Origin of the sequence: Pelagibacterium xiamenense (genome assembly GCF_021166475.1) — a bacterium.
Lineage (GTDB): Bacteria > Pseudomonadota > Alphaproteobacteria > Rhizobiales > Devosiaceae > Pelagibacterium > Pelagibacterium xiamenense.
Map to the genome: position 1 here is coordinate 304,244 of NZ_JAJOYS010000002.1, position 22,041 is coordinate 326,284.

A 22,041-nucleotide genomic window follows, 5' to 3' on the forward strand; every position below is an offset into this window, starting at 1 on the left:
GGCCGGCAAGAGCCCCTAGTCGATGCGTGCGCGCTCCTGCGCCGCGTCGGCGGCCTGGGCGGGCAGGCGGAAGATGAAACGGGTCTCATCGGGCTCGGAAACCACATCGATCCAGCCGCCATGAGCCTTGGCGATTTCCGAAGCGATATAAAGCCCCAGGCCCAGCCCCCGCGCATTGTTGCGGACCTGTCCGCGATGGAAGGGCTGAAACAGCAGTTCGACCATCTCGGGGGGGATGGGGTCGGCGGCATTGGCGACCGAAAGCTCCAGCGCGCCCGTTTCATCGACCATACACGAAACCTTGATGGTCGTATCCGCCATACCGTGGGTGATCGCATTGCCTAAAAGGTTGGAAAACATCTGCGCAATGCGGTCGTGATCCACCCGCACGGGCGCCACGATGTCGAAACAAACATCGATCGTTCTGTCCGGATTGACCGACTTGATCTCCTCGATCACCAGTTCCAGCGTCAGCTGAAGGGGGCGATTGTCCGCAAGATCGAGCGCGATGCCGCCGCCCAGCCGGCTGCGCGCCAGATCGAGCACATTGTCGATCAGCCCACCCATGCGCGAGACGCTGTTCTTCATCAGGTGCAAAATGGTCGGCGTGCTTTCGGTCCAGCCCCCGTCGCGCAGCAGCTTGCTTGCGCCCGCATCGATCGCCGCCAGCGGGTTGCGCAGATCGTGGCCGAGCACGGCGACGAACTGCTCCTTGAGCTCGGAGTTCCGCTTCTCCTCCATGAGGATGGCGACCTGCTCGGACATACCCTCGCGCAGCGAGGAGACCATATCCTCAAGGCGCTGCCGTGCTGCGCGCTCGGCCGCCCGTGCCTCGACCAGTTCGCGTTCATACTGGCGCCGCTCCGTCGCCTTGAACACCGTCAGGCGTGTGAACTGGAGATTGCCTTCGGCGTCCCGGCGCTCGGCGGCATTGGCCAGCACAGGCATGTGCGATCCGTCCGCCCTCACCATTTCAAGCGCGACTTCGTGGAAGAACCCCTGCATGCGCAGCATCGGCGCGAAATGCGTCTCAAAGAAAATGCTGCCCGCGACATTGAGCAGGTCGCGCAGGCGCTTGCCGATAATGTCTTCCCGCGAGCGGCCAAGCCAGTCGCACAGCGTTGCGTTCACCTTGACGATGCGCCCATCCGGCCACATCGAAAGGTACCCGCACGGCGCGTTCTCGAAGAGATCTTCGAAATCTTCGGCCTGTATCTTGTCAAACGAATTCACGTATCGCCAATACCACTTCTTCAGGTGCGCTCAAATTCGGGCAGTGACCGCTTGCCTTAAGGTATTTGATCCGGCTCCGGGGCACTGAACGGTGCACATATTCGCCCACAGGTTCCGAAGCAATGATGTCGTTGCTGCACTGGAGCACAAGCGTCTCCGCTTCGATTTCCGCCAGATCGTCCCGGTTGTCGGACATGAACGTCACGCGCGCGAACTGCTTGGCGATCTCGGGGTCCGTGCGGCAGAAGCTGTTTGTCAGCTCCTCGCCGAGTTCGGGCCGCTCGGGGTTTCCCATGATCGCCGGCGCCATGGTGGCCGACCAGCCCATATGGTTATCGTCCAGCGAGACCAGCAATTCCTCGATCTGCGCGGCGTTGAACCCGCCCACATAGTCCCCGTCGTCGATATAGCGCGGCGAGGGCCCCACCATCACCAGCTTGGAGAACATGCCGGGCGCCTGAATGGACGCCAGCGCGCCGATCATCGCGCTCACCGAGTGCCCCACGAAAATCCCGTCCTCGATGTCGAGCGCATGCCCGATCTCGACGATATCGGAGGCATAGCCCTCGAGCCGCGAATACTTGTCCGGATCATACGCCGAAAGATCCGACTGCCCCGAGCCGACAAGATCGAACAGCACGGTCCGAAACCCGTCGCGAAACTCGGGCTCGACAAACCGCCACATGTTCTGGTCACACCCGAACCCGTGCGAGAACATCATCGTCCTCGTGCCGGAGCCGTTGACGTGAATATTGTTTCGTTCCGCTATGCCCATTCCGTTCCTCTGCGCACTGGTGTCCCACGAGGAACAACAAAAGATCCATCACACCGGCCGTGATTTTCGGATCGTCGAGCCGCTGCGGGACTTCGTCATCCGTGTGTACCACCGGTTCCCCTATATAAGCCAGCACCGATTACCTCCCCGCGCCCCGCCGCTCCTGATACCACCGCCCCAATCTGCCCCGGCACGACCGTCACATCCGCGTTGTGGAAAAGCCGGCCTCGCAGCGTCGGGATATTCGCGAAGCTTTAAACCTCTGGCTGTCTGCACTAAAGTTGTACCAGGGACGCGGGTGCCGCATGAATTTCATGCAGCCGGCGAGAGGTTGTAGTATGAAGTACCTTGCCCGCATCGCAGGTCTCATTGCCATTATTGTTGCCCTTTATATCCTGGTTGGCGAACAGCTCGTGGGCACGAGCTCGAGGTCCTTCGTCAATGCTGAACTCAAGACGCTCCGGGCGCCGGTCGCGGGCCAGTTGGCTCTCAGGGCGTTGCCTATGGGCGCTCGTGTCCAGAGCAACGAAACCGTAGGGTCCATCGCCACAAACCGACAGACACCCTCGACCATTTCAGGCCTTTACAGCGCGCTTGCGCTCGAAAGCGCCGAACTGGCGGCGCTGACGCAGCGGGCCGGGGATTCAAGCGAGATCGACTCATTCGACCTGCAGTATGAAATCCTCCGCCGGCAGGAACGCATTGACGCTTTGGAGGAGGAAAGGCGAAGGCTCGAGTCCAAACGGGCTCAGGCTTTGTCCACCGTACTGCGCACCCCATCGTCCGGTATCGTTTGGTCGACGCCCGCCAATACAGGCGAGTTCGTTGCGGCGGGCGATCCAGTCGCCCACTTTGTCGACTGCTCGACCGCCTTTGTGCACGCCAGCGTTGACCAGCGTCTATACAATCGCCTGTCCCTGGGAGAAGTGGCCCAGTTCCGCCTGAACAACGGGCCAACCTTGGAAGCCACGATTGCTTTGTTGGGCGGGATGGGTACGCGCGAAAACACTGAAACTCTGGCGATCGCGCCGCCACAGGAAATGGATGAAGCCTTTACGGTACTGCTGTCCGCCCCGGGATTGGCACAAGAGTGCGCGCTCGGGCGCACCGGCCGCGTGATCTTCAGCGAAGGCCCTCTGAGCTTTCTCGCCGACTGGTGGGACGCGCTGGGAGGCTAGGATGTACGCCTTCTCCGAAACGCTCTCCGCCTGGGCACCGGCACTTGTGGTGCTCGGCATCGCCTACACCTTTCTCCCGCTCCTTGACCGCGAGCGCACCTTGCCGCGCGTGGTCCTCGCGACGTTTGCCGCCATCCTGAGCCTGAGGTATCTCATCTGGAGATATACCGAAACGCTCGCCCCGCTGGCGCCGACCTGGGACGCATTGGCAAGCTGGAGCTTCTTTTTCCTTGAAGCCTTCGCGATGCTGTCCAGCCTTTCCGCCTTTGCCTTGCTCGCGCGGTACAGGAACCGTTCGCGCGATGCGGACGAGGCGTTGGGATGGTGGGGCAAAGACCCTCCAAAAGTCGCTGTCTTCATAGCGACCTACAATGAAGAATGGCAGATCCTCGAACGCACGATTGCAGGCGTACGTGCGTTGCGCTGGCCGAACAAACACGTCTATGTTCTCGACGACGGGCAACGCCCGTGGCTGGCCGATGCGTGCAAGGCTCTCGATGTGTCCTACATCGCCCGCGCCGACAATACCCACGGCAAGGCCGGCAATCTCAACCACGCCCGTGAGGCGCTCAAGGCCTCCGGCGCCGTTCCCGACTATGTCGCCGTTCTGGATGCCGACTTCGTCCCGCACCAGGGCTTCATCTCACGCTCGCTGAGCCTGTTTTCCGATCCAACCATCGGCCTGGTGCAGACGCCCCAGCACTTCTTCAACCCTGATCCGATCCAGCATAATCTCGGGATCAGCCGCGCCTATCCCGACGAGCAGCGCTTCTTTTTCGATCACCAGCAACCCTCCCGGGATGCCTGGGGCGTGGCTGTCTGCTGTGGCACGTCTTCCATAGTGCGTTGGGAGGCTCTCGAAGCGATCGGCGGTTTTCCGACCGCCAGCGTGACCGAGGACTATCTCCTTTCCGTGCGGCTGCAGGAACAGCGCTATTCCACCGCCTACCTCAACGAACCCCTCAGCGAGGGCCTCGCCCCCGAGGGCCTGCGCGAGTACATAACCCAGCGGGCCCGTTGGGGCATGGGGTTGATGCAGATCGTCCGCAGTGCCTCCGGCCCGCTCAGACCGAACAGCCTGCGCATCCGCGACCGCTGGAGCATGATCGATTCCTTTGTCTATTGGGCGTCCATCTTCCCGTTCAAGCTCGCCTGCATCATCTACCCTCTGCTCTTCTGGTATTTCGGGGTCGTCGTTCTTGACGCGCAGCTTGACGACATCATCAGCCACTTCGCGCCCTACTATCTGATGTCGATGTTCTTCATAAACTTCGTCTCGGGGGGCCTGTTCGTACCGATCGTCCACGACGTCAGCCAGATCGTCGGCGCATGGGAAATCAGCCGTGGCGTCTATACCGGACTCCTCCGCCCCAAGGGCCAGAAGTTCAAAGTGACGGTAAAGGGCGGCGACCGCTCGAGGATGCTCGTGCAATGGCCGCTCCTCTGGCGCTTCATGACCCTTTTTGTGGTGACCTTCGTCGGTTTGGCCTTCGGCCTTGTTACCGACTATCAGATTGGCTCCAACGCCGCCGACGCCAAGATCGTGATCCTCTTTTGGACACTCTATAACCTGGCCGTGCTGGCCCTTGTCATGCTCGTCTGCTTCGAGGCGCCCCGGACATCGGCCGTCCTGCGCCGCTCGCCCGAGCGCGTGAGAATCGAACTCGAGGGTCAGGAACACCATGTCTGGCTGGTCGATCTCAATGAAGACGCCCTGCGCCTGAGGGGCATAGCCCTTCCCAGGGGCACGCGGTTTGTGGCCCATATCGACCAGATGGGACCTGTCGAGGCGGTCGTCTTCCAGTCGCTCGAGGGCACCACCGAGGCCAATCTGACGCTCTCGCCGGCGATCCGCCTGGCCATGCATGAAAAGCTCCATACGCGGGAAGGGGAGCCCGGCACCGGCATCGTGGCGACGGCAGCGCTCCTCGCCGGCATCGGCCGGCGGATCGTTTCGGGAGGGTTTCGGTCCCACTGACCTGTCGAATTACTTGCGCCGCGCCTGCAACCGGGCCATGGCGTCCGAGAGAATGCGGACCTCGCGATAGGCTCGCGTTTCCCCCGCATACCCGACATCCTCGCCTCTCGCGAGCGCTCCGACCGCATGCACGAGCCGTGTCAAAGGCGAGAACGCAAAGGAAATGACAAGCCCGAACGCCAACAGCCCGCCAAGGGCAAACAGCCCGCCCGTCAGCAGCATCTGACGCCCGAATTCACGCTCCGCCCGCGCGAGGAAAGCCGCGTTGAGCCGTGCGACGAGGGCCCAGCCGAACGGGGGCACGTCGCCCGACATCGCCTCGGGAATTGCGAAACTGAAATACTCCTCGCCATCCGGCCATTCGCCCCGGAATATGCCGGGCACGCCCAGGGCTGCGGAACGGAGCGCAGGAATGGACTGGATCGACACCCCCGTTTCGTCCTCGAACGTCGTATAGAGCACATCGCCGCTGCGATTGGTCAGGATCACGTCGAGATAGAGAGTGTCCGCGGCGTCCTCGAGCAGCGTCTGCACCCAGTGCCAGTTGATCTGCACCCCGAATACGCCCCCAACTTCGCCGTTCGCGAGCATCACCGGCGCCGAAAAATCGATGAACTGCGACGCATGTCCGGCCTCGCCTCCGGGCGCGTCGGGCAACAACACCGCCTCGTGGACGTCACCGGCGAATGGGCCGTTGAGCCCGTTCTGAAACCATGGAAGTCCCGCGACGCTCTCGTCCACCAGCAACTCTTGTGTCGCCGCGAGAACCCGGCCATCCTGCCCCGCAACCCCTGCCCATGACAGATGGTCGCCCGTGCTGGAAAACCCGTCCACCCGGGCCTGAAGGATCTCCGGGGCGTCGCTGAGATCGAGCCCGCTGGCGAACCGTTGCACCCCTTCCCATTCCGCCGCGAGCGCGCTTGCGAAATAGTCCGCAAAAGCCTCACCGCGACTTTGCACCGCCCGCACGGACGTTGCCTGCGTATGGTCCGAAAGACCGCGCATAAAGAACACCGCGCCGGCCGCAAACGTGGCAACAACAACAAGTGCCGCCAGGCCGAGCACCAAACTCCGCAAAGACATCGTCGCGCTCTGTGAATCGCCAGAAAGGAGAATGCTACTAGACCACCCCTCACCAACCGAAACAAGCCACCGCCAGCCACAGCCCCCACGCCAACACCGAAGCCACAGCCCCCGCACCACAACCACCGGCCCGCAACCCGGCCGCCCCCTGCCCCGCAGACGGCACCCTCCAATGCACGGTCCCCCACCCCTGCGACGCTATTGGCCGTGGCGTCGAGCAGGTGACGGCCCCACCGCCACGCTCGAATTCACCCCACAAGGGTCACAACAAAGGAGGAAACGGCGCCACGCCCGCCCCCGCCACCACGACCGCTACCACTACTGAGACACGAGCCAAAAACCCGTCCCCGGCCACCAATCCCCAACACTGCGGCCCGCTAGCTACCCCTGGCCGCCGCGCTCCCACCTTCGCCGCAATGGACCTCACAACCGCCATCCTCAACACCAGCCAGCCCACGTTGCTGTGAGGCCCGACGCAAGGCGCGCTGGCGCCGAACGGGATGGTGGCGGTGAATCTCCTGATGATGGCGTCTCGCGCTGTGACTGGGTAGGGCGGGGCGGGGAGCGCGGTTGAGCCGAGCAGCTACCTCCCCTCAGTCCGGACCATGCGAAAATCTTGTTCAGTACGGGGCAATCGGCCAACGTTCCTCAGAAGGACCAATGTATCAAAATCTGACAGCCTTGAACCGCTAGAAATCACAGCCCCTTAAAGTTATGCTCGCCGTAGGTTGGATGGACTTAGGATCGGCAGTCACGTATGGCAAAGACCCGCGTATTGATGGTGTCAGCAAATCCGATAAGCACGCAAAGAATAATGCTAGACGAAGAGGTTCGATCAATAGAAAGTCGCATACTACTGTCAGAACACCGTGATTCTATTGAGTTAATTCCGAAATTCGCCGCCCGCCCTCAAGATCTTCTCGAGCACCTCAACCGATTTAGGCCTCACGTTCTGCACTTTAGTGGGCATGGGAGCGAAACGGAAGAAATCGTGCTTACCAATGAGGTTGGAGATACTCAACCAGTCAGCAAGGCGGCACTCATCGGACTCTTTAAGGCGCTGAAGGATGACATCCGCGTAGTTGTGCTTAACGCCTGTTTTTCGCAGCGCCAAGCTGAGGCGATCACCGAACACATCGATTGCGCGATCGGAATGAGCCAGGCTATTGGCGACCGCGCAGCAATTACGTTTGCCGCGGCTTTCTACAGCGCACTCGGTTTCGGGCGATCGATTGGGCAGGCGTTCGAGCAGGGTGCATTGGCGCTAATGCTGGAGGGGATCGCAGAGGAAAACACCCCTTGCCTGGTAACCCGACCGGGAATTGACGCTAGTAAGCTACACCTTTTTTCTATCCCACCCATTACACCACCGCATGTCAATGTCAGAGCCGAAACAGGCCAGCCGATGACCGCGCTGATAGTGGAAGATGACGGCTCCATACAAGCGTTGCTCGGGTCACTGCTCAGACGCGAGGGGTTTGCCGTGTTGCGAGCAGGGACGACCGAAGAGGCGGCACGGTTACTCACGTCATCGAGTGTAGACCTTGTGCTGCTGGATATGGAATTGCCCGATGGCAATGGTTTAGATTTCGCGCGAGAGATTAGGAAAGATAGGAAGCCTGGCATTATCTTTCTTACCCGGCGGTCCGGACCTGCCGACAAGATCGCCGGACTCGAAGGTGGTGGTGACGACTACATCACCAAGCCTTTCGACCCGGAGGAATTGTTGGCGAGGATCGGAAGTGTCATGCGACGAACCGCCGGTCACCGAGCCACTAATTAATCTCACGGCGCAACTGCGACAGGTAGCGGGGAATGCCCCTCCAACAACCTAATCTAGAGGTGCGCTCCAACGCGACGCGACAGTTGCACCGAGATGTGCAGCGGACGGTCTTGGATGCCCGCCAGCGCCTGACGTCGAGTTCCGGAACGCGGGTCGAATTCGACTTCGACCTCCTCGACGACTACGCATCGGCCCGCATTGCCGGGCTTTTGCCCATGATCCTGGTGCTCGCCATCCTGCTGGCGTTCGCCAGCCTTTGGGTGCCTATCGAGATTGCCGCGGCGTGGGCGGGTCTCGTGGCGCTGGCCAATATCGCAGTCGGCTTTGCCTGCCGGCAGTTCCGGCGCGAAAACAGGCAGAAGTTCAACGCCCGGAAATGGACCGCCACCTTCATTGTCGGGGAGACCATCTACGGGCTTGCCTGGGCCGCGTTGCCGATCCTCACCATCGGTGGCGGCGGGCAGGATATCCTCATTATCATCTTTTCCATGCTGCTGGTCGGTATGGCGGCCAACGCGATGTCCACGCGTACCCTGCCGCAAGCCACGCTCGTTTCCACCCTCCCCGCCTGCCTTTCGGTCGGTACGACGCTGATCATAGCTGCCGGCACGCTGAATTTCGCGCTTGCGGCGGTTGCTTGCGGTGCCTTTTTCTTTTTCCTCTTTCTTGCCTACCAGCTCCACAAATCCGAGCTCGGTAATCTCGAGCACCAGCTCGAAAAGGACGGCCTGATCCTCGATCTCGAGGAAGCGCGGATCATGTCTGATGAGGCGCGGCACCATGCCGAGCAAGCGAACTTGGCCAAGTCACGCTTCCTGGCGACGATGAGCCATGAGTTAAGAACACCACTCACGAGCATCATTGGCAACGCAGAGCTGATGGAATTGGTGCCACAGGACGACAATGATCGTCACCAATCTCTTCGAACGATCAAAGACTCGGGTCGCCACCTCCTGAATCTCATCAACGAACTTCTCGACCTCTCGCGCTTCGAGGCCGGCCGGTACGATCTCAACGAGGAGGCCATCGGCCTTGCGGACATCGCCGCGGACTGCAAGCGCATGCTGGAAATCCGTGCCCGGGCCAAGAACATCGACCTCGTTTTCGACAGCGACGAAGATATGCCCAAACTCTGGGCCGACGAGCGCAGCGTGCGTCAGGTCGTGCTCAATCTGCTCTCGAACGCCATCAAGTTCACCCCGCAGGCGGGCAAGGTCACTGTAACGGTCGGCCGTAGCACGGATGGCGGGCAGTTCGTGTCGGTCACCGACAACGGCCCCGGTATTCCCGAAGAGGAAATCGAGACGGTGCTCTCGTTCTTCGGCCAGGGTTCCCTGGCGCAAAAGACGGCCGAGCAGGGTGCCGGGCTCGGACTGCCCATCGTCCAGAAGATCATGGACCTGCATCAGGGCCGGTTCGACCTCTTCTCCAAGCTGCGGTTCGGCACCAAGGTGATCGCCACCTTCCCGCGCGCCCGCACAGGCGTGCCGTCTGCCAGCCCTAGCGTGCCCCCACACGACATTGCCGATAGCCCAAATCGGTCAAACGCGGACGAACTGATGCCGTTGAAAAATGCCGACCTGGCACCGAAATCCGACAATAGGTTTCATTTCGCCGCAGAAAGAATTCCGCTCAACGTGCTCGTTGTAGAAGATGACATGTCAATTTTACACATAATTAGAAGTATTGGACAAATCGCCGGTCACAATATATCTACAACAACAAATGGTGAGGAGGCAATTTTACGCATTAAAGAGAGAAATTTTGACTGTATTCTTTTGGATATGAATCTTCCTGGGATTCAAGGCACTGAAGTAAAGGGGGAATTCGACGCCGAGAACGGTAAATCTGTATCTCCACCACTTTTCTTCGCTGTAACCGCAGATGTTTCGCCCAAACAGCGCACTATGTACAAAGCGGCGGGGTTCCACGATGTGATAGAGAAGCCTTTCGATAGCAGGGACATCCTCGCTGCGTTCTCGGAAACACAGCGAACGCGGGCCGAAAAGGCCTACAAGCTGGATTACCCCCACGAGATCGATCCTAGGCGCATGGCCGCGCTCGAGCGCAGCCTCGAAAGGAACGACTTCATAGAGAGCTTGCTACACGCAGAAGCCTCTCTCGTTAGCCGTCGGGCGGCCTTATCCGAGGCCATGCAGAGCGGCAACCTGCCGAGCGCACGCAAGATTTGCCACACGATCGCTGGCACAGCTAGCCAGTACGGCCTCATAGCCCTGCTTGACCAAACGGAACGGGTCGAGATGAGCTCGAAACCGCCAGCGCAGAGTCTATGGAGGCTGTAACCGCCCCACTGTTCGCACTAATACGGCAATCTTCCGAAGCACTATCCAAGATTCGCGCATCAAGGTCTATTTGACCGAACTATCTCGCGAAATAGATTGAGAAGCCCAACCGGTGAGCCTGCTCATGCTCTGCAGCCCCCCACCCCCGCCTAAATCCCCCGGCTATCATACCCCCACTGCAGAAGCGCCTGCCGCTGTCGCGGCCTGCACGCCCAGTCGCACGGGTCGCAATTGCGTCGAACCTGCGCCACGTGCCGCTTCATGGCTTTCCAGCGCCCGATCTGCCGCGCGTCCTCGTCGGGCATCCGGCGGCCGAGATAGTAGCGGCAATACCACTGGAACCAGCCGCGCGGATCGTCCGGGTGGATCCAGCCCTTGGCGCGCCAGACGCTCAGCGGCTGGCTGGCTTCGATCCCGAAGAAGTTGAGCTGCGCGTCGCGCGTTTTCGAGAGCTTGGCATCGGCAAACCACTTCGCGGGGAATTCGTCCGTGCAATCGGTCATGTATTTGCCGCCGAACACCCCTAGCGCCAGCATTTCCGCCGGTGTCAGGTCCGGGGTGAAGTCGGGGTCAAAATTCTGCCCTTCCGGCTCGGTGAGGACGTAGACATACCCCTGCTGCATCCGGTCGTTCACTTCGACCTCTTGAGGCCGTTTGTCCGGACCGGCGGGCACCTCAGACGAACCCGGATTTGAGCCAGCTTCCCACCCGCGCGAAATACCCGTCGCTGCCGGTGAGTTTGCGCGCCGGCTTGGGCTGCACATATTCGCTGCCGCACACCTGCGGATAAACCAGCATCCCCGCCACCGTCGCAAAGCCGGGCCCCTTGGCCATCTCCGGCAGCCCGGAAATCCCCAGGGGCCGCCCGTTGCGCACGTTGCGCGCCAGCATGCGCCGCGCCAGTTCGGGCAGCCCGGTCAGTTCCGAGGCCCCGCCGGTCAGAACGAACCGCCGCCCCGAAACGTCCATCATCCCCGTCGCCTGCATCCGCTCCTTGATCGCGGTGAGGATTTCCTCCACCCGCGGCCGGATGATCCGCGTCAGCACCTCGCGCGGGATCGAATTGGGCGTCTCGTGCGAGCTCGCGCCGATGGGCATGATGGTGATGACGTCGCTCTCGTCCCCCTGCCCGGGCAGCGCCGAGCCGTAAAGCGTCTTCAGCCGCTCCGCGTCCGCCACCGAAATCGAAAGCTGCCGCGCGATGTCGAGCGTGATGTGATGCCCCCCGATCGCCAGCGCGTCCGCATAAACCAGATGCCCCTCGTTAAAGACCGAAACCGACGTCGTCGCCCCGCCCATGTCGACGCACGCCACCCCCAGCTCCGCCTCGTCGTCGACCAGCGTCGCCAGCCCGCTCGCATAGGGTGTCGCCATCAGCGCCTCGACCTCGAGATGGCATTTGTTGAGCGCCAGCTCGATATTGCGCATCGCGAGCGTCTCCGCGCTCACCACCGCAACGTCGACCCCCAGCGTCTCCCCCACCATCCCGCGCGGATCGCGCACGCCTTTCGCCCCATCGAGCGCATACCCGATCGGCAGCGCGTGGATGATCGAGCGCTCGTCGCGCACGCTGCGCTCGTTGACCGCGATCAGGACCCGCGAGATATCCGCCGCCTCGACCTCGTGCCCGTCGAGCGACACGCTCGCCGAAAACGTCTCCGACCCCAGCCGCCCCGCGGTGACGTTGACGATCACCGACTGCACCGTGATCCCCGCCGCGCGCTCGGCCATCCCCACCACCGACCGGATGGCGAATTCCGCCTTGTCGAGGTCCGTCACCACCCCGCTCTTGACCCCCGCCGAGGGCCCGTATCCGAACCCGATGATCTCCGCGGTATGCGTCCGCCCCCGCAGGCTCCGCCCCTCGCCCCGCGGCACCAGCCGCGCGATCACGCAGCAGATCTTCGTCGAGCCGATATCGAGCACCGTCACCAGCGTCGAACGCCCCGGCTGGACAGGTTTGAGCCGCGAAGTCATCGCATCGGTCATCATGATGAGGGGTCTTCTTCTTCTCTTTGCGTCGGCCGCACCGCGACATATTCGGGCACCCGCATATCGATCAGATCGAGATCGCGGTCCAAAAGCTGATAATCCGCCTGATACGTCCCGAGGCGCTCGAGCGCCGGCACCACCCCGCTCTCGGGCAACTGAACCCGCAATCCGGTGAAGTAGACCAGGTCCCACCGCCGGTCCGCGATCCGCACCAGCGCCGCCAGGTCGCCCGTCACCGCCGGGAACCGCTCGATCAGATTGACCATCGCCAGCGCATCGTCCCCCGCGCCCGCGCCGATCACCAGCGGCAAATCCCCGTTCTCGAACCGCGCGCGCGCGATTGGCGCCCCCGTCGCGTCGATCAGATACGTCTCCCCGTCGATCCGCCACCGCGCCACCGGCGTCTTCTCGGTGACCATGACGTCGAGCGTATCGGGATAGATCTTGCGGATCGTCGCGCTCTCGACCGAGGCGATCTTCTCGATCCGCTGGCGCGCCGCCTCCGCATCGAAGGTGAATGTCGTCGTGAAATCGTCGACATCGAGCGCCGCGATGATATCGGCCTCCCGCGTCAGCGCCTGCCCGGTCATCGAGATCTGCGCGACCCCCAGCCCCGCCTGCGCCGCCCGGCCCGAAACGATGTCCGCGCCATACATCGCCCCCTGGCCGATCTCGTCGCGGAACACATATGCCCCGAGCAGCCCCGCCGCGACGATCACCAGCGCGGCCGCACGCAGCACGAGCGTGCGGTGCAGCACCCAAAGATGCCCCAGCCCCACGAGCACGCCCCGCCGCCGCTTGAGCGAGACGGGCAAATTCCTGCGCGCAACGGCCGGCGAGCGCTCCCGCGCAAGCGGCACCATGGGCGCGACGGGCTTGATCGAGGGGCGGCTCACCTTTGGTGCTGGCGAATGGGGCCGCGTGGCGGTCTCTATGCCTGGCGCATCGTCAGGGACGTAAGCGCGCCTTACCTGTTGCAACTCGCGTCCTCCACCATCCAGCGAACCAGCTCTTCGAAACTATGCCCTGCATGCGCTGCCAGCTCGGGGACCAGGGAGGTCTTGGTCATGCCTGGCTGGGTGTTGATTTCCAGGCATACGAGTTCACCGTCGTCACCGCCGCGCGGGTCGTAGCGGAAGTCGCTTCGCGTCACACCCCGGCAGCCGAGCGCAGCATGCGCTTTGAGCGACATTTTCTGTACTTTTTCGTAAATTTTCGATGAAACAGGCGCCGGAAGAATGTGCTGCGACCCGCCATCGGCGTATTTCGCCTCGTAATTGTAAAAGGCGATGTCGGTCACGATCTCCGTCACCCCCAGCGCCACGTCCCCCATCACCGCGCAGGTGAGCTCCTTGCCGGGGATATACCGCTCCACCATCAGCTCCTCGTCCCCGTCCCAGTCGGCCCGGAGGATTTCCTGGGGAGGATGCTCCTGGCCTTCCTTGACGATAAAGACGTTGACGCTCGATCCGTCATTATAGGGTTTGACCACATAGGGCGGGCTCATCACATGCGCCCTCGCGATGTCCTCGCGCGACGCGATCACGTGATCGGTCACCGAAATCCCCGCCGCCTTGAACATTACCTTGGCCTGGTGCTTGTCCATCGCCAGCGCCGAGGGCAGCACGCCCGAATGCGTATAGGGCAGGCCCAGCACCTCGAGCATCCCCTGGATCGTCCCGTCCTCCCCGAACCGCCCGTGCAGCGCGTTGAAGACGACATCGGGATTGAGGTCCTTGAGCACCTGCGCGACGTCGCGCCCCGCATCGATCTCTGTGACGTGATACCCCCCGTTGCGCAACGCCTGCGCGCACGCCGCCCCGGAGGCGAGCGAAACCTCCCGCTCATGCGACCACCCGCCCTTGAGTACCGCTACGTGCTTGGTCATGCGCTATTCGTCCTGTTCTCGTTCATTTTCCGCGGACGGCCCCTACCCCCTCCCCACAAGAGGAGGGCGATTGGGCCGTACCGATCCACACCAGTGCCACAGGCACTGCTTGGTCCCCCTCCCCCTTGCGGGGAGGGGCTAGGGATGGGGCTACGCCGCCCTAGGCGGCGCCTTGGAAAACCTCGCCGTCCAGAAATTCCCGCACCTCTTTGCCCGGCGAGAAATACCCCATCCGCCGGATCTCCCACGAAAGCGAAATCCCGGACGTCTCCCGCACCCTCTTGCGCACGGTCTCCCCCAGCGTTTCGATGTCGTGCGCCGAGGCCCCATCGAGGTTCAGCAGGAAATTCGTATGCAGTTCGGAAACCTGCGCGTCCCCGATCCGCAAGCCCCGGCACCCGGCCTCATCGACCAGCTTCCACGCCGAATGCCCCTCGGGGTTCTTGAACGTCGATCCGCCCGTCCGCCCCCGCGTGGGCTGGCTCGCTTCGCGCTTTTCGGTGATCTCCCGCATCCGGGCGAGGATCGTGTCCTTGTCCCCCGGCACGCCCTCATAGACCGCCGAGGTGAAAATCACGCCGCTCGGCCCGTTCGACTTGCGGTATTTGTACCCCATCTCGGCATTGGTGAGCGTCACCACCTCGCCTTGCCGCGTCACCCCGCGCAATTCGACAACCCGCTCGTTCGTCTCGGTGCCATAGCACCCGGCGTTCATATAAAGCGCCCCGCCGATGGCCCCCGGGATACCCCGGTAAAAGCTCAACCCGTCGATCCCCGCCTGTGCCGCCGCCGTCGCAACCTTAACGTCCGGAAGGCCCGCGCCCACGCGCAGCCTGGTTCCCTCGAAAACCTCGATCTCGCCGAACCCTTTGGAGGGCAACCGGATCACGACCCCGTCGATCCCCCCGTCCCGGATCAAGAGGTTCGATCCCGACCCGATGACCGTCACACGGATCTCTTGGGGCAGGTTTTTCAGGAAGAAGACGAGGTCGTCTTCATCGGCCGGCTGGAAATAGAGCTGCGCCGGCCCGCCCACGCGGAACCAGCTCACCTTGGCAAGCTCCTGGTTCGGCGTCAGCGATCCCCGAACCTCGGAGATCCAGGGCCCAAGTTCCGGCAAAAGATCGGGAAAGCTCATGCCCGCGCCTTCGTCTTCCCCATGACGGCCTCGAGCTCACCGGGCAGCGCCGCCGCCCATTGCGTGATATTCCCGGCCCCGAGGCACACCACGTAGTCGCCTTCAGCCGCCCGCTCCGCGACGATCTCCGCAAGCCGCTCCGGCCCGTCGATCGCCCGCGCGTCGCGATGTCCCCGGGCCCGCATGCGGTAAACCAGCTCCTCGGCCGAAACGCCCTCCATCGGCGCTTCCCCCGCCGCATAGACCGGCGCCACCAGAACCGTATCGGCATCGTTGAAACAGCCGGCGAATTCCTCGAACAGGTCATGCAGCCGCGAATACCGGTGCGGCTGCACCACCGCGATCACGTCGCGTTTGGTCGATTGCCGCGCCGCGCGCAGAACCGAGGTGATCTCCACAGGGTGATGCCCGTAATCGTCGACCACCGTGACCCCGTTGACCACCCCTGTCACCGTGAACCGGCGCTTGACCCCGCCAAATGCCTTGAGCCCCGACCGGATCGCGTCGATGGAGACGCCAAGCTGATCGGCCACGGCAACCGCCGCCGTCGCGTTGAGCGCATTGTGCAGCCCCGGCATCGGCATCTCCAGCCCTTCGACCAGCCGCCCGACGCCCGTCACCTTGTCGCGCAGCGCGACCGAGAAATGCGACACCCCGTCGATTGTATCGATATCCATCAGCCGCACGTCCGACTGCGGGTTCTGCCCATAGGTTATGACCCGCCGGTCCTCGATCTGCCCCACAAGCGACTGCACCACCGGATGATCGAGGCACATCACCGCAAAACCATAGAATGGCACGTTCTCGACGAACTGCCGGAACGCCTTCTTGACCCCGTCAAAATCCTTGTAGTGGTCGAGATGTTCGGGATCGATATTGGTGACGATGGCCACGTCGGCGGGGAGCTTGACGAACGTCCCGTCGCTCTCGTCGGCCTCCACCACCATCCACTCGCCCTGCCCCAGTCGCGCATTGGTGCCATAGGCATTGATGATCCCGCCATTGATGACCGTGGGGTCCATGTCCCCCTCATCGAGCAGCGCCGCGACCATCGAGGTCGTCGTCGTCTTGCCATGCGTGCCCCCGATGGCGATGGCGTTCTTGAACCGCATGATCTCGGCCAGCATCTCCGCCCGCCGGACTACCGGCAACCCCCGCGCCCGCGCCGCGTCGAGCTCGGGATTGCCCTTCTTGATCGCCGACGAGATTACGACCACCGCCGCATCGTCGAGGTTTTCGGCCTTCTGCCCGATGGCGACGGGAATGCCCATCTCCTGGAGCCGCTGCACATTCGCGTTGGCGGCCATGTCGGACCCGCGCACGGGATAGCCCTGCGTATGCAGCACTTCGGCGATCCCGCTCATCCCGATCCCGCCGATCCCGACAAAATGCACCGGCCCGATTTCGCGTGGCATCTTCATGAAACTGGTATGTCCTTGATGTTTTGGCTCACGTGGCGCCGCCCCACCTGCGCTTGAGACTGGGCAGTGCCCCGATTCCCCTCCCCCTTGTGGGGAGGGGTTAGGGGTGGGGGTATCCGGCGCAAGCCGGACCCATACACGATTTCTCTGGTACCGTGCCCCATAGCGTAGCTCACGCCCCCTTGAGCTTCCCCGCCGCTGCCTCTTCCACAAGATCGGCAAGGCGCTCGACCGCGTCGGCATGGCCCACGCCCCGCGCCGCGATCGCGGCGGCATCGAGCCGGCTGGGACTGGAAAAAAGTTCGGTAAGCTGGGTGGCAAGAGATTGCGGTGAAAGCGTGGCCTGATCCACCACCCACGCCCCACCCGCCTTCTCCATGACGAGCCCGTTGGCCCGCTGGTCCTGATCGAGCGATCCCGGCAATGGCACCAGGATGGCCGGACGCCCGATCACCGCCAGTTCGGTCACCGTCGAAGCCCCCGCCCGCCCGATCACCAGATGCGCATGGGCGATCCGCTCGGGCATGTCCTCGAAGAAGGTGGAAAGCTCCACATTGACCCGGGCAGCGCGATACGCCTCGGTTACGCGTTCGAGGTCTTCTTCGCGGCACTGCTGGACCACTTCGAGCCTGCGCTTGAGCCCCTCACCGAGCGCCGCGATCGCTGGCGGCACGAGATCGGAAAAGGCCCGAGCGCCCTGGCTCCCGCCGAAAACCAGCAGGCGGACCGGTCCGGCCGCGGTCAACTCGGGATATGGGATTTCCGCAACCTCCCGCACCCGGTCGCGCACCGGATTGCCCGTCAGCCGCCGCACGCCGTTGAATTTTTCCCCATGGGTCGTTTCGGCAAAGCTCATCGCCAAAGCGTCGGCAAACCGCGTCAGCGCCCGGTTGGCACGTCCGAGCACCGCGTTCTGCTCGTGCAATATCCCCGGAATGCCCATGAGCGACGCCGCGACGAAGGGCGGGAAGCACGGATACCCGCCGAACCCGACGGCGACTTCGGCGTCGATCTTGCGCAGGATACGCCACGACGCAGCAATCCCCCGGCTGATCGTCAATCCCGCCTGAATGAACTTGACCGGATTGCGGATCGACGGCGTCGCCGCGGGAACCACGTGGATTTCCCGCGCCGGAAACGCGCCCCCGTGCCGGGTCACCCGCTTGTCGGTAAAAAGATGCACCGAATGGTCCCGCCGCCGCAATTCCTGCGCCAGCGCAAGTGCGGGAAACAGATGCCCGCCGGTACCGCCCGCCATCAATGCGATTGTGCTCATAGAGCCTCGTGTTTCACCGCACTGCGGATAGGCAGCCCGGTCGCAAAGGTTTCCTCCGGCTTGCGCCGCGTGAGCGCGAGCAATAACCCCATCCCGAAGGCAATCGCAATCATCGATGTGCCGCCATAAGAGACGAACGGCAGCGTCATCCCCTTGGGCGGGATGAGGTTGAGGTTCACTGTCAGATTGATCGCGGACTGTACGCCGAACTGGATCGCAAGCGCGCTCGCGGCGAGGCGGTTGAAGAGCGAATGCTGGCTCTGCGCCAGAATAAGCGCGCGGATGACGATAAAGCAGATCAGCCCCACCAGCATCAGGCAGAACAGAATCCCGAACTCGCTTGCCCCCGCCGCAAAGACAAAGTCCGCATGCGCGTCCGGGAGGTACCGTTTGGCGATCCCCTCGCCCGGCCCCTTGCCGAACCACCCGCCCTCGAGCAGCGATTCAAGCGCGCGCTCGGCCTGGTAGTTGTCGCCGGTTTCGGGATTGATGAACGCGTCGACGCGCCGCGCCACGTGCGGGAAGAAAATGTAGGCGAGCCCCGCCAGCCCCATCGCCGCGCCTCCCAGAACGCCGATCAGCCACCACGAAATGCCCGTGAGAAACAAGAGCGCTCCGTATGTCGCGACCATCAGCGCGGTTTGCCCCACGTCCGGCTGCAGCAAAAGCAGCGTGACAATCGCGGCGAAAAACACCGCCGCGAACGCCTGCCCCGGCACGTCCCCGCGCTTCATCTGCTCGGACATGAACCATGCCGCCATCACAGCATAGGCGGGCTTGACGAATTCGGACGGCTGGATGGTCTGCCCGAAGAGCGAAATCCACCGGTGCGCGCCCTTCACTTCGGTCCCGTAGCGCAGCACGAGGACAAGTAGCCCGATCCCGCCGATGAGCGAAACAAGCGCACTGATCCGGATCCACTTGGCGGGCAGGAACGACGCCCCGATCAGAACCCCGATCGCCGGAACGCAGAACAGCGCATGCCGCGCCACGAAGTGCCACGCCCCGAGCCCCAATCGCTCCGCCACCGGCGGGCTGGCTGCAAAGCTCAACAGCATCCCGAATGCCATCAGCGCGATGAGCGCGAACAGAAGCTCGCGGTCGATCGTCCACCACCATTCGGCAATCGGCGTTTTTCGCTCGCGGGAAAACCAGGCATTGATCGCGGTCAAGGGGGATACTCCGGATACGCGGGGCACTGTGGGCAACGGCGCAGCCGTTGCAGAATGCAAAACTTACCCGAAATGGGTTACCATTTCGCAACCATGCCCCCACCCCGGACACCGGGCAGAGTTATCCCCGCGCCCCCCCGAAACCCCTATCATCTGCCCTGCGCAGGGACTCTCAGCGGACCGAAAACCGCCCCACGATGACACCTCGACACACGAAAAGCCCGGAATCGTGCCGATTCCGGGCCGTCACGATGCACCCATCGTGGTCAGCGTAGGCCGTTATAGTGTCAGCGATTGTTTCATTGTCGCGCGACGATGAAATCCTAGCGCAGCTTGAGCGACGAAAGCCCGATCAGCGCCAGCACCATCGCGATGATCCAGAACCGGATCACGATCTGGCTCTCCGTCCACCCCAGATGCTCGAAATGGTGATGGATCGGCGCCATCTTGAAAACCCGTTTCCCCGTAAGGCGATACGAGGTCACCTGCACGATCACCGACACCGCCTCGAGGACGAACAACCCCCCCACGATCGCCATGACGATCTCATGCTTGGTCGCAACCGCAATGGTCCCCAAAGCCCCGCCCAGCGAGAGCGAGCCGGTATCGCCCATGATGATCTGCGCCGGCGGCGCATTGAACCACAGGAACCCCAGTCCCGCACCGATCAGCGCGCCACAGACGATCGACAGCTCACCCGTGCCAGGCACTTGATTCAAAAGAAGATATTCCGAGTAAACGGTATTTCCGACCACATAGGCGATCAGCCCGAACGCCGACGCCGCGATCATCACCGGCACGATGGCCAGCCCGTCGAGCCCATCGGTCAGATTGACCGCATTGCCGGCGCCCACAATGACGAAGGCCCCGAAAACAAAGAAGAAAATCCCAAGATCGAGCGCGAGATCCTTAAAGAACGGAAACAGCAGCGACGTCCCATACGTCTCACCGGTCTGCGCCGCGATCATGATGCACGCGACGACCGCAATCGCAGCCTCGATCGCAAGCCGCTGTCGGCCGCCAAAACCCTTATGATTCTGATGCTTAACCTTCAGATAGTCGTCATAGAACCCCACCAGCCCGAAGCCCGTGGTGACCAGCAGAACCGCCCAGACATAGACGTTGGTAAGGTCGGCCCACAAGAGGATCGAGACCAGCGCCCCCGAGAGGATCATAAGCCCGCCCATGGTGGGCTTGCCCTTCTTGGTGAGGAGGTGGCTGGCGGGCCCATCCTCCCGGATTGGCTGGCCTTTTCCCTGCCGCACGCGCAGCGAATTCACCATGCCGGGGCCGAACAGGAAGACGAAAAAAAGCGCCGTGATAATGGCGCCGCCGGTACGGAAGGAAAGGTAACGGAACACGTTGAACACCTGATAGGTGTCCGCGAACTGTTCCAGGAAATACAGCATTATTATCTCTCGTTTTCTAGCCCGAAAGCCCCGTGAATCCGGGCCACCAGCGCCCCCAGCCGCACCCCGTTGGACCCTTTGAGCATAACCGTATCGCCATAGGCAAGGCTCTCGATAACGCGCTCCGCCATCTCGTCGGCGCTCTGTGCCCAGCCGGCAACAAGCGCCTTGGGCAGTTCGCGCGCAAGCGCCCGCATATGGTCACCCACAAGAAACACCAGATCGGGCCCGGCAGCTTCGACATCGAGCGCCAATTCGGCGTGCAGCGCATCCGACGTACTGCCCAATTCCCGCATGTCCCCAAGCACCAGCACCTTGCGCCCCGCACCCTTGGGCATCTGCCCGAACACCTCGAGCGCCGCCCGCATCGAGACCGGATTGGCGTTGTAGCTCTCGTCGACCAGCGTCAGCGGATTGTCCGGCGGCCCCAGCCTGTAAGCCGCTCCGCGCCCCTCGGGCGCCCCGTGTGCCGCCAGCGCATGCGCAGCAACACCGGGTTCCACCCCGAACGCCCGCGCCACAAGCAGCGCCGCCAGCCCATTGGCCAGCGTATGCCGCCCCGGCGTCGGCACGGCGAGGGCAAGGTCGAGCCCGTCCCCCACGATCCGCCCGCGGCCCATGGCCCCGTCCCATGTGTAATCCTCGATCCGCACGTCGGCAGCCTCGTCAAAACCATAGGTAAGAACCGTGGCCTCGGCGTCCTGCGCATGTCGGATGAGCCGCTGGACACGGGCATGGTCGTGACACAGAAGTGCCAGTCCGTCCGGCTCCAGCCCGGCGAAAATCTCAGCCTTGGCATCGGCGATTTGCTCAACGGAATCAAAGAATTCCAGATGCGCCGCGGCAACCGACGTGATCAGCGCCACATGCGGCCGCACCAGCCGCGATAAAGGCGTGATCTCACCCGCATGGTTCATCCCGATCTCGAAAACCCCATACGCGGCATCCCGGTCCATCCGCGCCAGCATCAACGGCACGCCCCAGTGATTGTTGAAGCTTCTGATCGAGGCATGTGTCGGCCCGGCAGCGCTCAAAACGGCCCGGATCGCTTCCTTGGTCGACGTTTTCCCGACGCTCCCGGTCACCGCCGCGAACCGCGCGCTGCTGCGCTCGCGCGCGAAATGCGCCAGCCCGTATAGCCCTTCGAGCGCATTGGGCACAACGACGAGCGGCAGCCCCGCCAACCCGCCGGCTTTGGCTTCGCTCACCAGCGCCGCAACGGCACCGGCTTCGACGGCCTTGGCCACGAAATCGTGCCCATCGAAATTTTCGCCCCTGATGGCGACAAACAGGGCCCCCGGCATGATCTCGCGCGAATCGATGGAAATCGAGCTAACCGCCTGCACGCCAACGTTTTCCGCCCGCCCGCCGGTCGCCTCGAGAATGTCCGCAATGGTGTGGAGCGCGGCCAA

At 62.8% G+C, this 22,041-nt stretch carries 17 protein-coding genes; 4 read left to right on the forward strand and 13 right to left on the reverse strand.

The window, feature by feature from the left end; all coding sequences use genetic code 11:
- Positions 1-15: 15 nt before the first annotated feature.
- Both LSG43_RS09460 and LSG43_RS09465 read right to left on the reverse strand, forming a co-directional pair.
- Entirely contained in the window at positions 16-1,233 is a 1,218-nt protein-coding gene (locus LSG43_RS09460) for a PAS domain-containing sensor histidine kinase (protein WP_369412472.1), read from the reverse strand.
- A complete protein-coding gene (locus tag LSG43_RS09465) occupies positions 1,220-2,008 on the reverse strand; it encodes an alpha/beta fold hydrolase (RefSeq protein WP_231803459.1) in 789 nt (262 codons plus the stop codon). Before LSG43_RS09465 ends, LSG43_RS09460 begins: the two co-directional genes overlap by 14 nt.
- A 338-nt stretch (positions 2,009-2,346) precedes the next feature.
- On the opposite strand from LSG43_RS09465, the gene LSG43_RS09470 reads away from it, so the two are divergent.
- Together LSG43_RS09470 and LSG43_RS09475 are read left to right on the forward strand one after the other, a co-directional pair.
- Complete coding sequence (locus LSG43_RS09470; protein WP_231803461.1) at positions 2,347-3,186, forward strand: HlyD family secretion protein; 840 nt, start codon at positions 2,347-2,349, stop codon at positions 3,184-3,186.
- 1 nt (position 3,187) lies between these two features.
- The gene (locus LSG43_RS09475) at positions 3,188-5,164 is read left to right on the forward strand and encodes a glycosyltransferase (protein WP_231803463.1); all 1,977 of its coding nucleotides are present in this window, start codon (positions 3,188-3,190) and stop codon (positions 5,162-5,164) included.
- A 9-nt stretch (positions 5,165-5,173) separates the two neighbouring features.
- Here the strand turns inward: LSG43_RS09475 and LSG43_RS09480 are convergent, their stop codons facing one another.
- Positions 5,174-6,247, reverse strand: coding sequence for a cache domain-containing protein (locus LSG43_RS09480; protein WP_231803465.1), 1,074 nt, complete (start codon positions 6,245-6,247; stop codon positions 5,174-5,176).
- Between the two features lie 757 nt (positions 6,248-7,004).
- Between LSG43_RS09480 and LSG43_RS09485 the strand changes: the two genes are divergently transcribed.
- Positions 7,005-8,030: a response regulator gene (locus LSG43_RS09485; RefSeq protein ID WP_231803467.1), complete on the forward strand. Its 1,026-nt coding sequence runs from the start codon at positions 7,005-7,007 to the stop codon at positions 8,028-8,030.
- A gap of 110 nt (positions 8,031-8,140) precedes the next feature.
- Positions 8,141-10,333: an ATP-binding response regulator gene (locus tag LSG43_RS09490; protein ID WP_231803469.1), complete on the forward strand. Its 2,193-nt coding sequence runs from the start codon at positions 8,141-8,143 to the stop codon at positions 10,331-10,333.
- A 149-nt stretch (positions 10,334-10,482) separates the two neighbouring features.
- Here LSG43_RS09490 and LSG43_RS09495 read toward each other — a convergent pair whose 3' ends face one another.
- The 10 genes from LSG43_RS09495 to LSG43_RS09540 all read right to left on the reverse strand — a co-directional run bounded on the left by LSG43_RS09495 (position 10,483) and on the right by LSG43_RS09540 (position 22,041).
- Complete coding sequence (locus LSG43_RS09495; RefSeq protein WP_231804646.1) at positions 10,483-10,956, reverse strand: hypothetical protein; 474 nt, start codon at positions 10,954-10,956, stop codon at positions 10,483-10,485.
- A 52-nt stretch (positions 10,957-11,008) separates the two neighbouring features.
- Entirely contained in the window at positions 11,009-12,325 is a 1,317-nt protein-coding gene (gene ftsA / locus LSG43_RS09500; RefSeq protein ID WP_231803471.1) for a cell division protein FtsA, read from the reverse strand.
- On the reverse strand, positions 12,322-13,305 hold the full coding sequence (locus LSG43_RS09505) for a cell division protein FtsQ/DivIB (protein WP_231803473.1): 984 nt from the start codon (positions 13,303-13,305) through the stop codon (positions 12,322-12,324). Before LSG43_RS09505 ends, ftsA begins: the two co-directional genes overlap by 4 nt.
- Positions 13,293-14,213 (reverse strand): D-alanine--D-alanine ligase, encoded by a 921-nt coding sequence (locus LSG43_RS09510; protein ID WP_231803475.1) that lies wholly within the window; start codon positions 14,211-14,213, stop codon positions 13,293-13,295. The genes LSG43_RS09505 and LSG43_RS09510 overlap by 13 nt, the downstream gene beginning before the upstream one ends.
- Before the next feature lie 160 nt (positions 14,214-14,373).
- Positions 14,374-15,351 (reverse strand): UDP-N-acetylmuramate dehydrogenase, encoded by a 978-nt coding sequence (murB, locus tag LSG43_RS09515; protein ID WP_231803477.1) that lies wholly within the window; start codon positions 15,349-15,351, stop codon positions 14,374-14,376.
- Complete coding sequence (murC, locus tag LSG43_RS09520; RefSeq protein ID WP_231803479.1) at positions 15,348-16,772, reverse strand: UDP-N-acetylmuramate--L-alanine ligase; 1,425 nt, start codon at positions 16,770-16,772, stop codon at positions 15,348-15,350. The genes murB and murC overlap by 4 nt, the downstream gene beginning before the upstream one ends.
- A gap of 172 nt (positions 16,773-16,944) precedes the next feature.
- On the reverse strand, positions 16,945-18,048 hold the full coding sequence (gene murG / locus LSG43_RS09525; RefSeq protein WP_231803481.1) for an undecaprenyldiphospho-muramoylpentapeptide beta-N-acetylglucosaminyltransferase: 1,104 nt from the start codon (positions 18,046-18,048) through the stop codon (positions 16,945-16,947).
- On the reverse strand, positions 18,045-19,220 hold the full coding sequence (locus LSG43_RS09530; protein ID WP_231803483.1) for an FtsW/RodA/SpoVE family cell cycle protein: 1,176 nt from the start codon (positions 19,218-19,220) through the stop codon (positions 18,045-18,047). The genes murG and LSG43_RS09530 overlap by 4 nt, the downstream gene beginning before the upstream one ends.
- A gap of 323 nt (positions 19,221-19,543) precedes the next feature.
- On the reverse strand, positions 19,544-20,629 hold the full coding sequence (gene mraY, locus LSG43_RS09535; protein ID WP_231803485.1) for a phospho-N-acetylmuramoyl-pentapeptide-transferase: 1,086 nt from the start codon (positions 20,627-20,629) through the stop codon (positions 19,544-19,546).
- A 2-nt stretch (positions 20,630-20,631) separates the two neighbouring features.
- On the reverse strand, positions 20,632-22,041 hold the full coding sequence (locus tag LSG43_RS09540) for a UDP-N-acetylmuramoyl-tripeptide--D-alanyl-D-alanine ligase (RefSeq protein ID WP_231803487.1): 1,410 nt from the start codon (positions 22,039-22,041) through the stop codon (positions 20,632-20,634).

Coding starts and splice junctions, on each gene's coding strand:
- LSG43_RS09465 (WP_231803459.1), bottom strand. CDS start 2,008: ATGGGCATAGCGGAACGAAACAATATTCACGTCAACGGCTCCGGCACG.
- LSG43_RS09470 (WP_231803461.1), top strand. CDS start 2,347: ATGAAGTACCTTGCCCGCATCGCAGGTCTCATTGCCATTATTGTTGCC.
- LSG43_RS09475 (WP_231803463.1), top strand. CDS start 3,188: ATGTACGCCTTCTCCGAAACGCTCTCCGCCTGGGCACCGGCACTTGTG.
- LSG43_RS09480 (WP_231803465.1), bottom strand. CDS start 6,247: ATGTCTTTGCGGAGTTTGGTGCTCGGCCTGGCGGCACTTGTTGTTGTT.
- LSG43_RS09485 (WP_231803467.1), top strand. CDS start 7,005: ATGGCAAAGACCCGCGTATTGATGGTGTCAGCAAATCCGATAAGCACG.
- LSG43_RS09495 (WP_231804646.1), bottom strand. CDS start 10,956: ATGCAGCAGGGGTATGTCTACGTCCTCACCGAGCCGGAAGGGCAGAAT.
- ftsA (WP_231803471.1), bottom strand. CDS start 12,325: ATGATGACCGATGCGATGACTTCGCGGCTCAAACCTGTCCAGCCGGGG.
- LSG43_RS09510 (WP_231803475.1), bottom strand. CDS start 14,213: ATGACCAAGCACGTAGCGGTACTCAAGGGCGGGTGGTCGCATGAGCGG.
- murB (WP_231803477.1), bottom strand. CDS start 15,351: ATGAGCTTTCCCGATCTTTTGCCGGAACTTGGGCCCTGGATCTCCGAG.
- murC (WP_231803479.1), bottom strand. CDS start 16,772: ATGAAGATGCCACGCGAAATCGGGCCGGTGCATTTTGTCGGGATCGGC.
- murG (WP_231803481.1), bottom strand. CDS start 18,048: ATGAGCACAATCGCATTGATGGCGGGCGGTACCGGCGGGCATCTGTTT.
- mraY (WP_231803485.1), bottom strand. CDS start 20,629: ATGCTGTATTTCCTGGAACAGTTCGCGGACACCTATCAGGTGTTCAAC.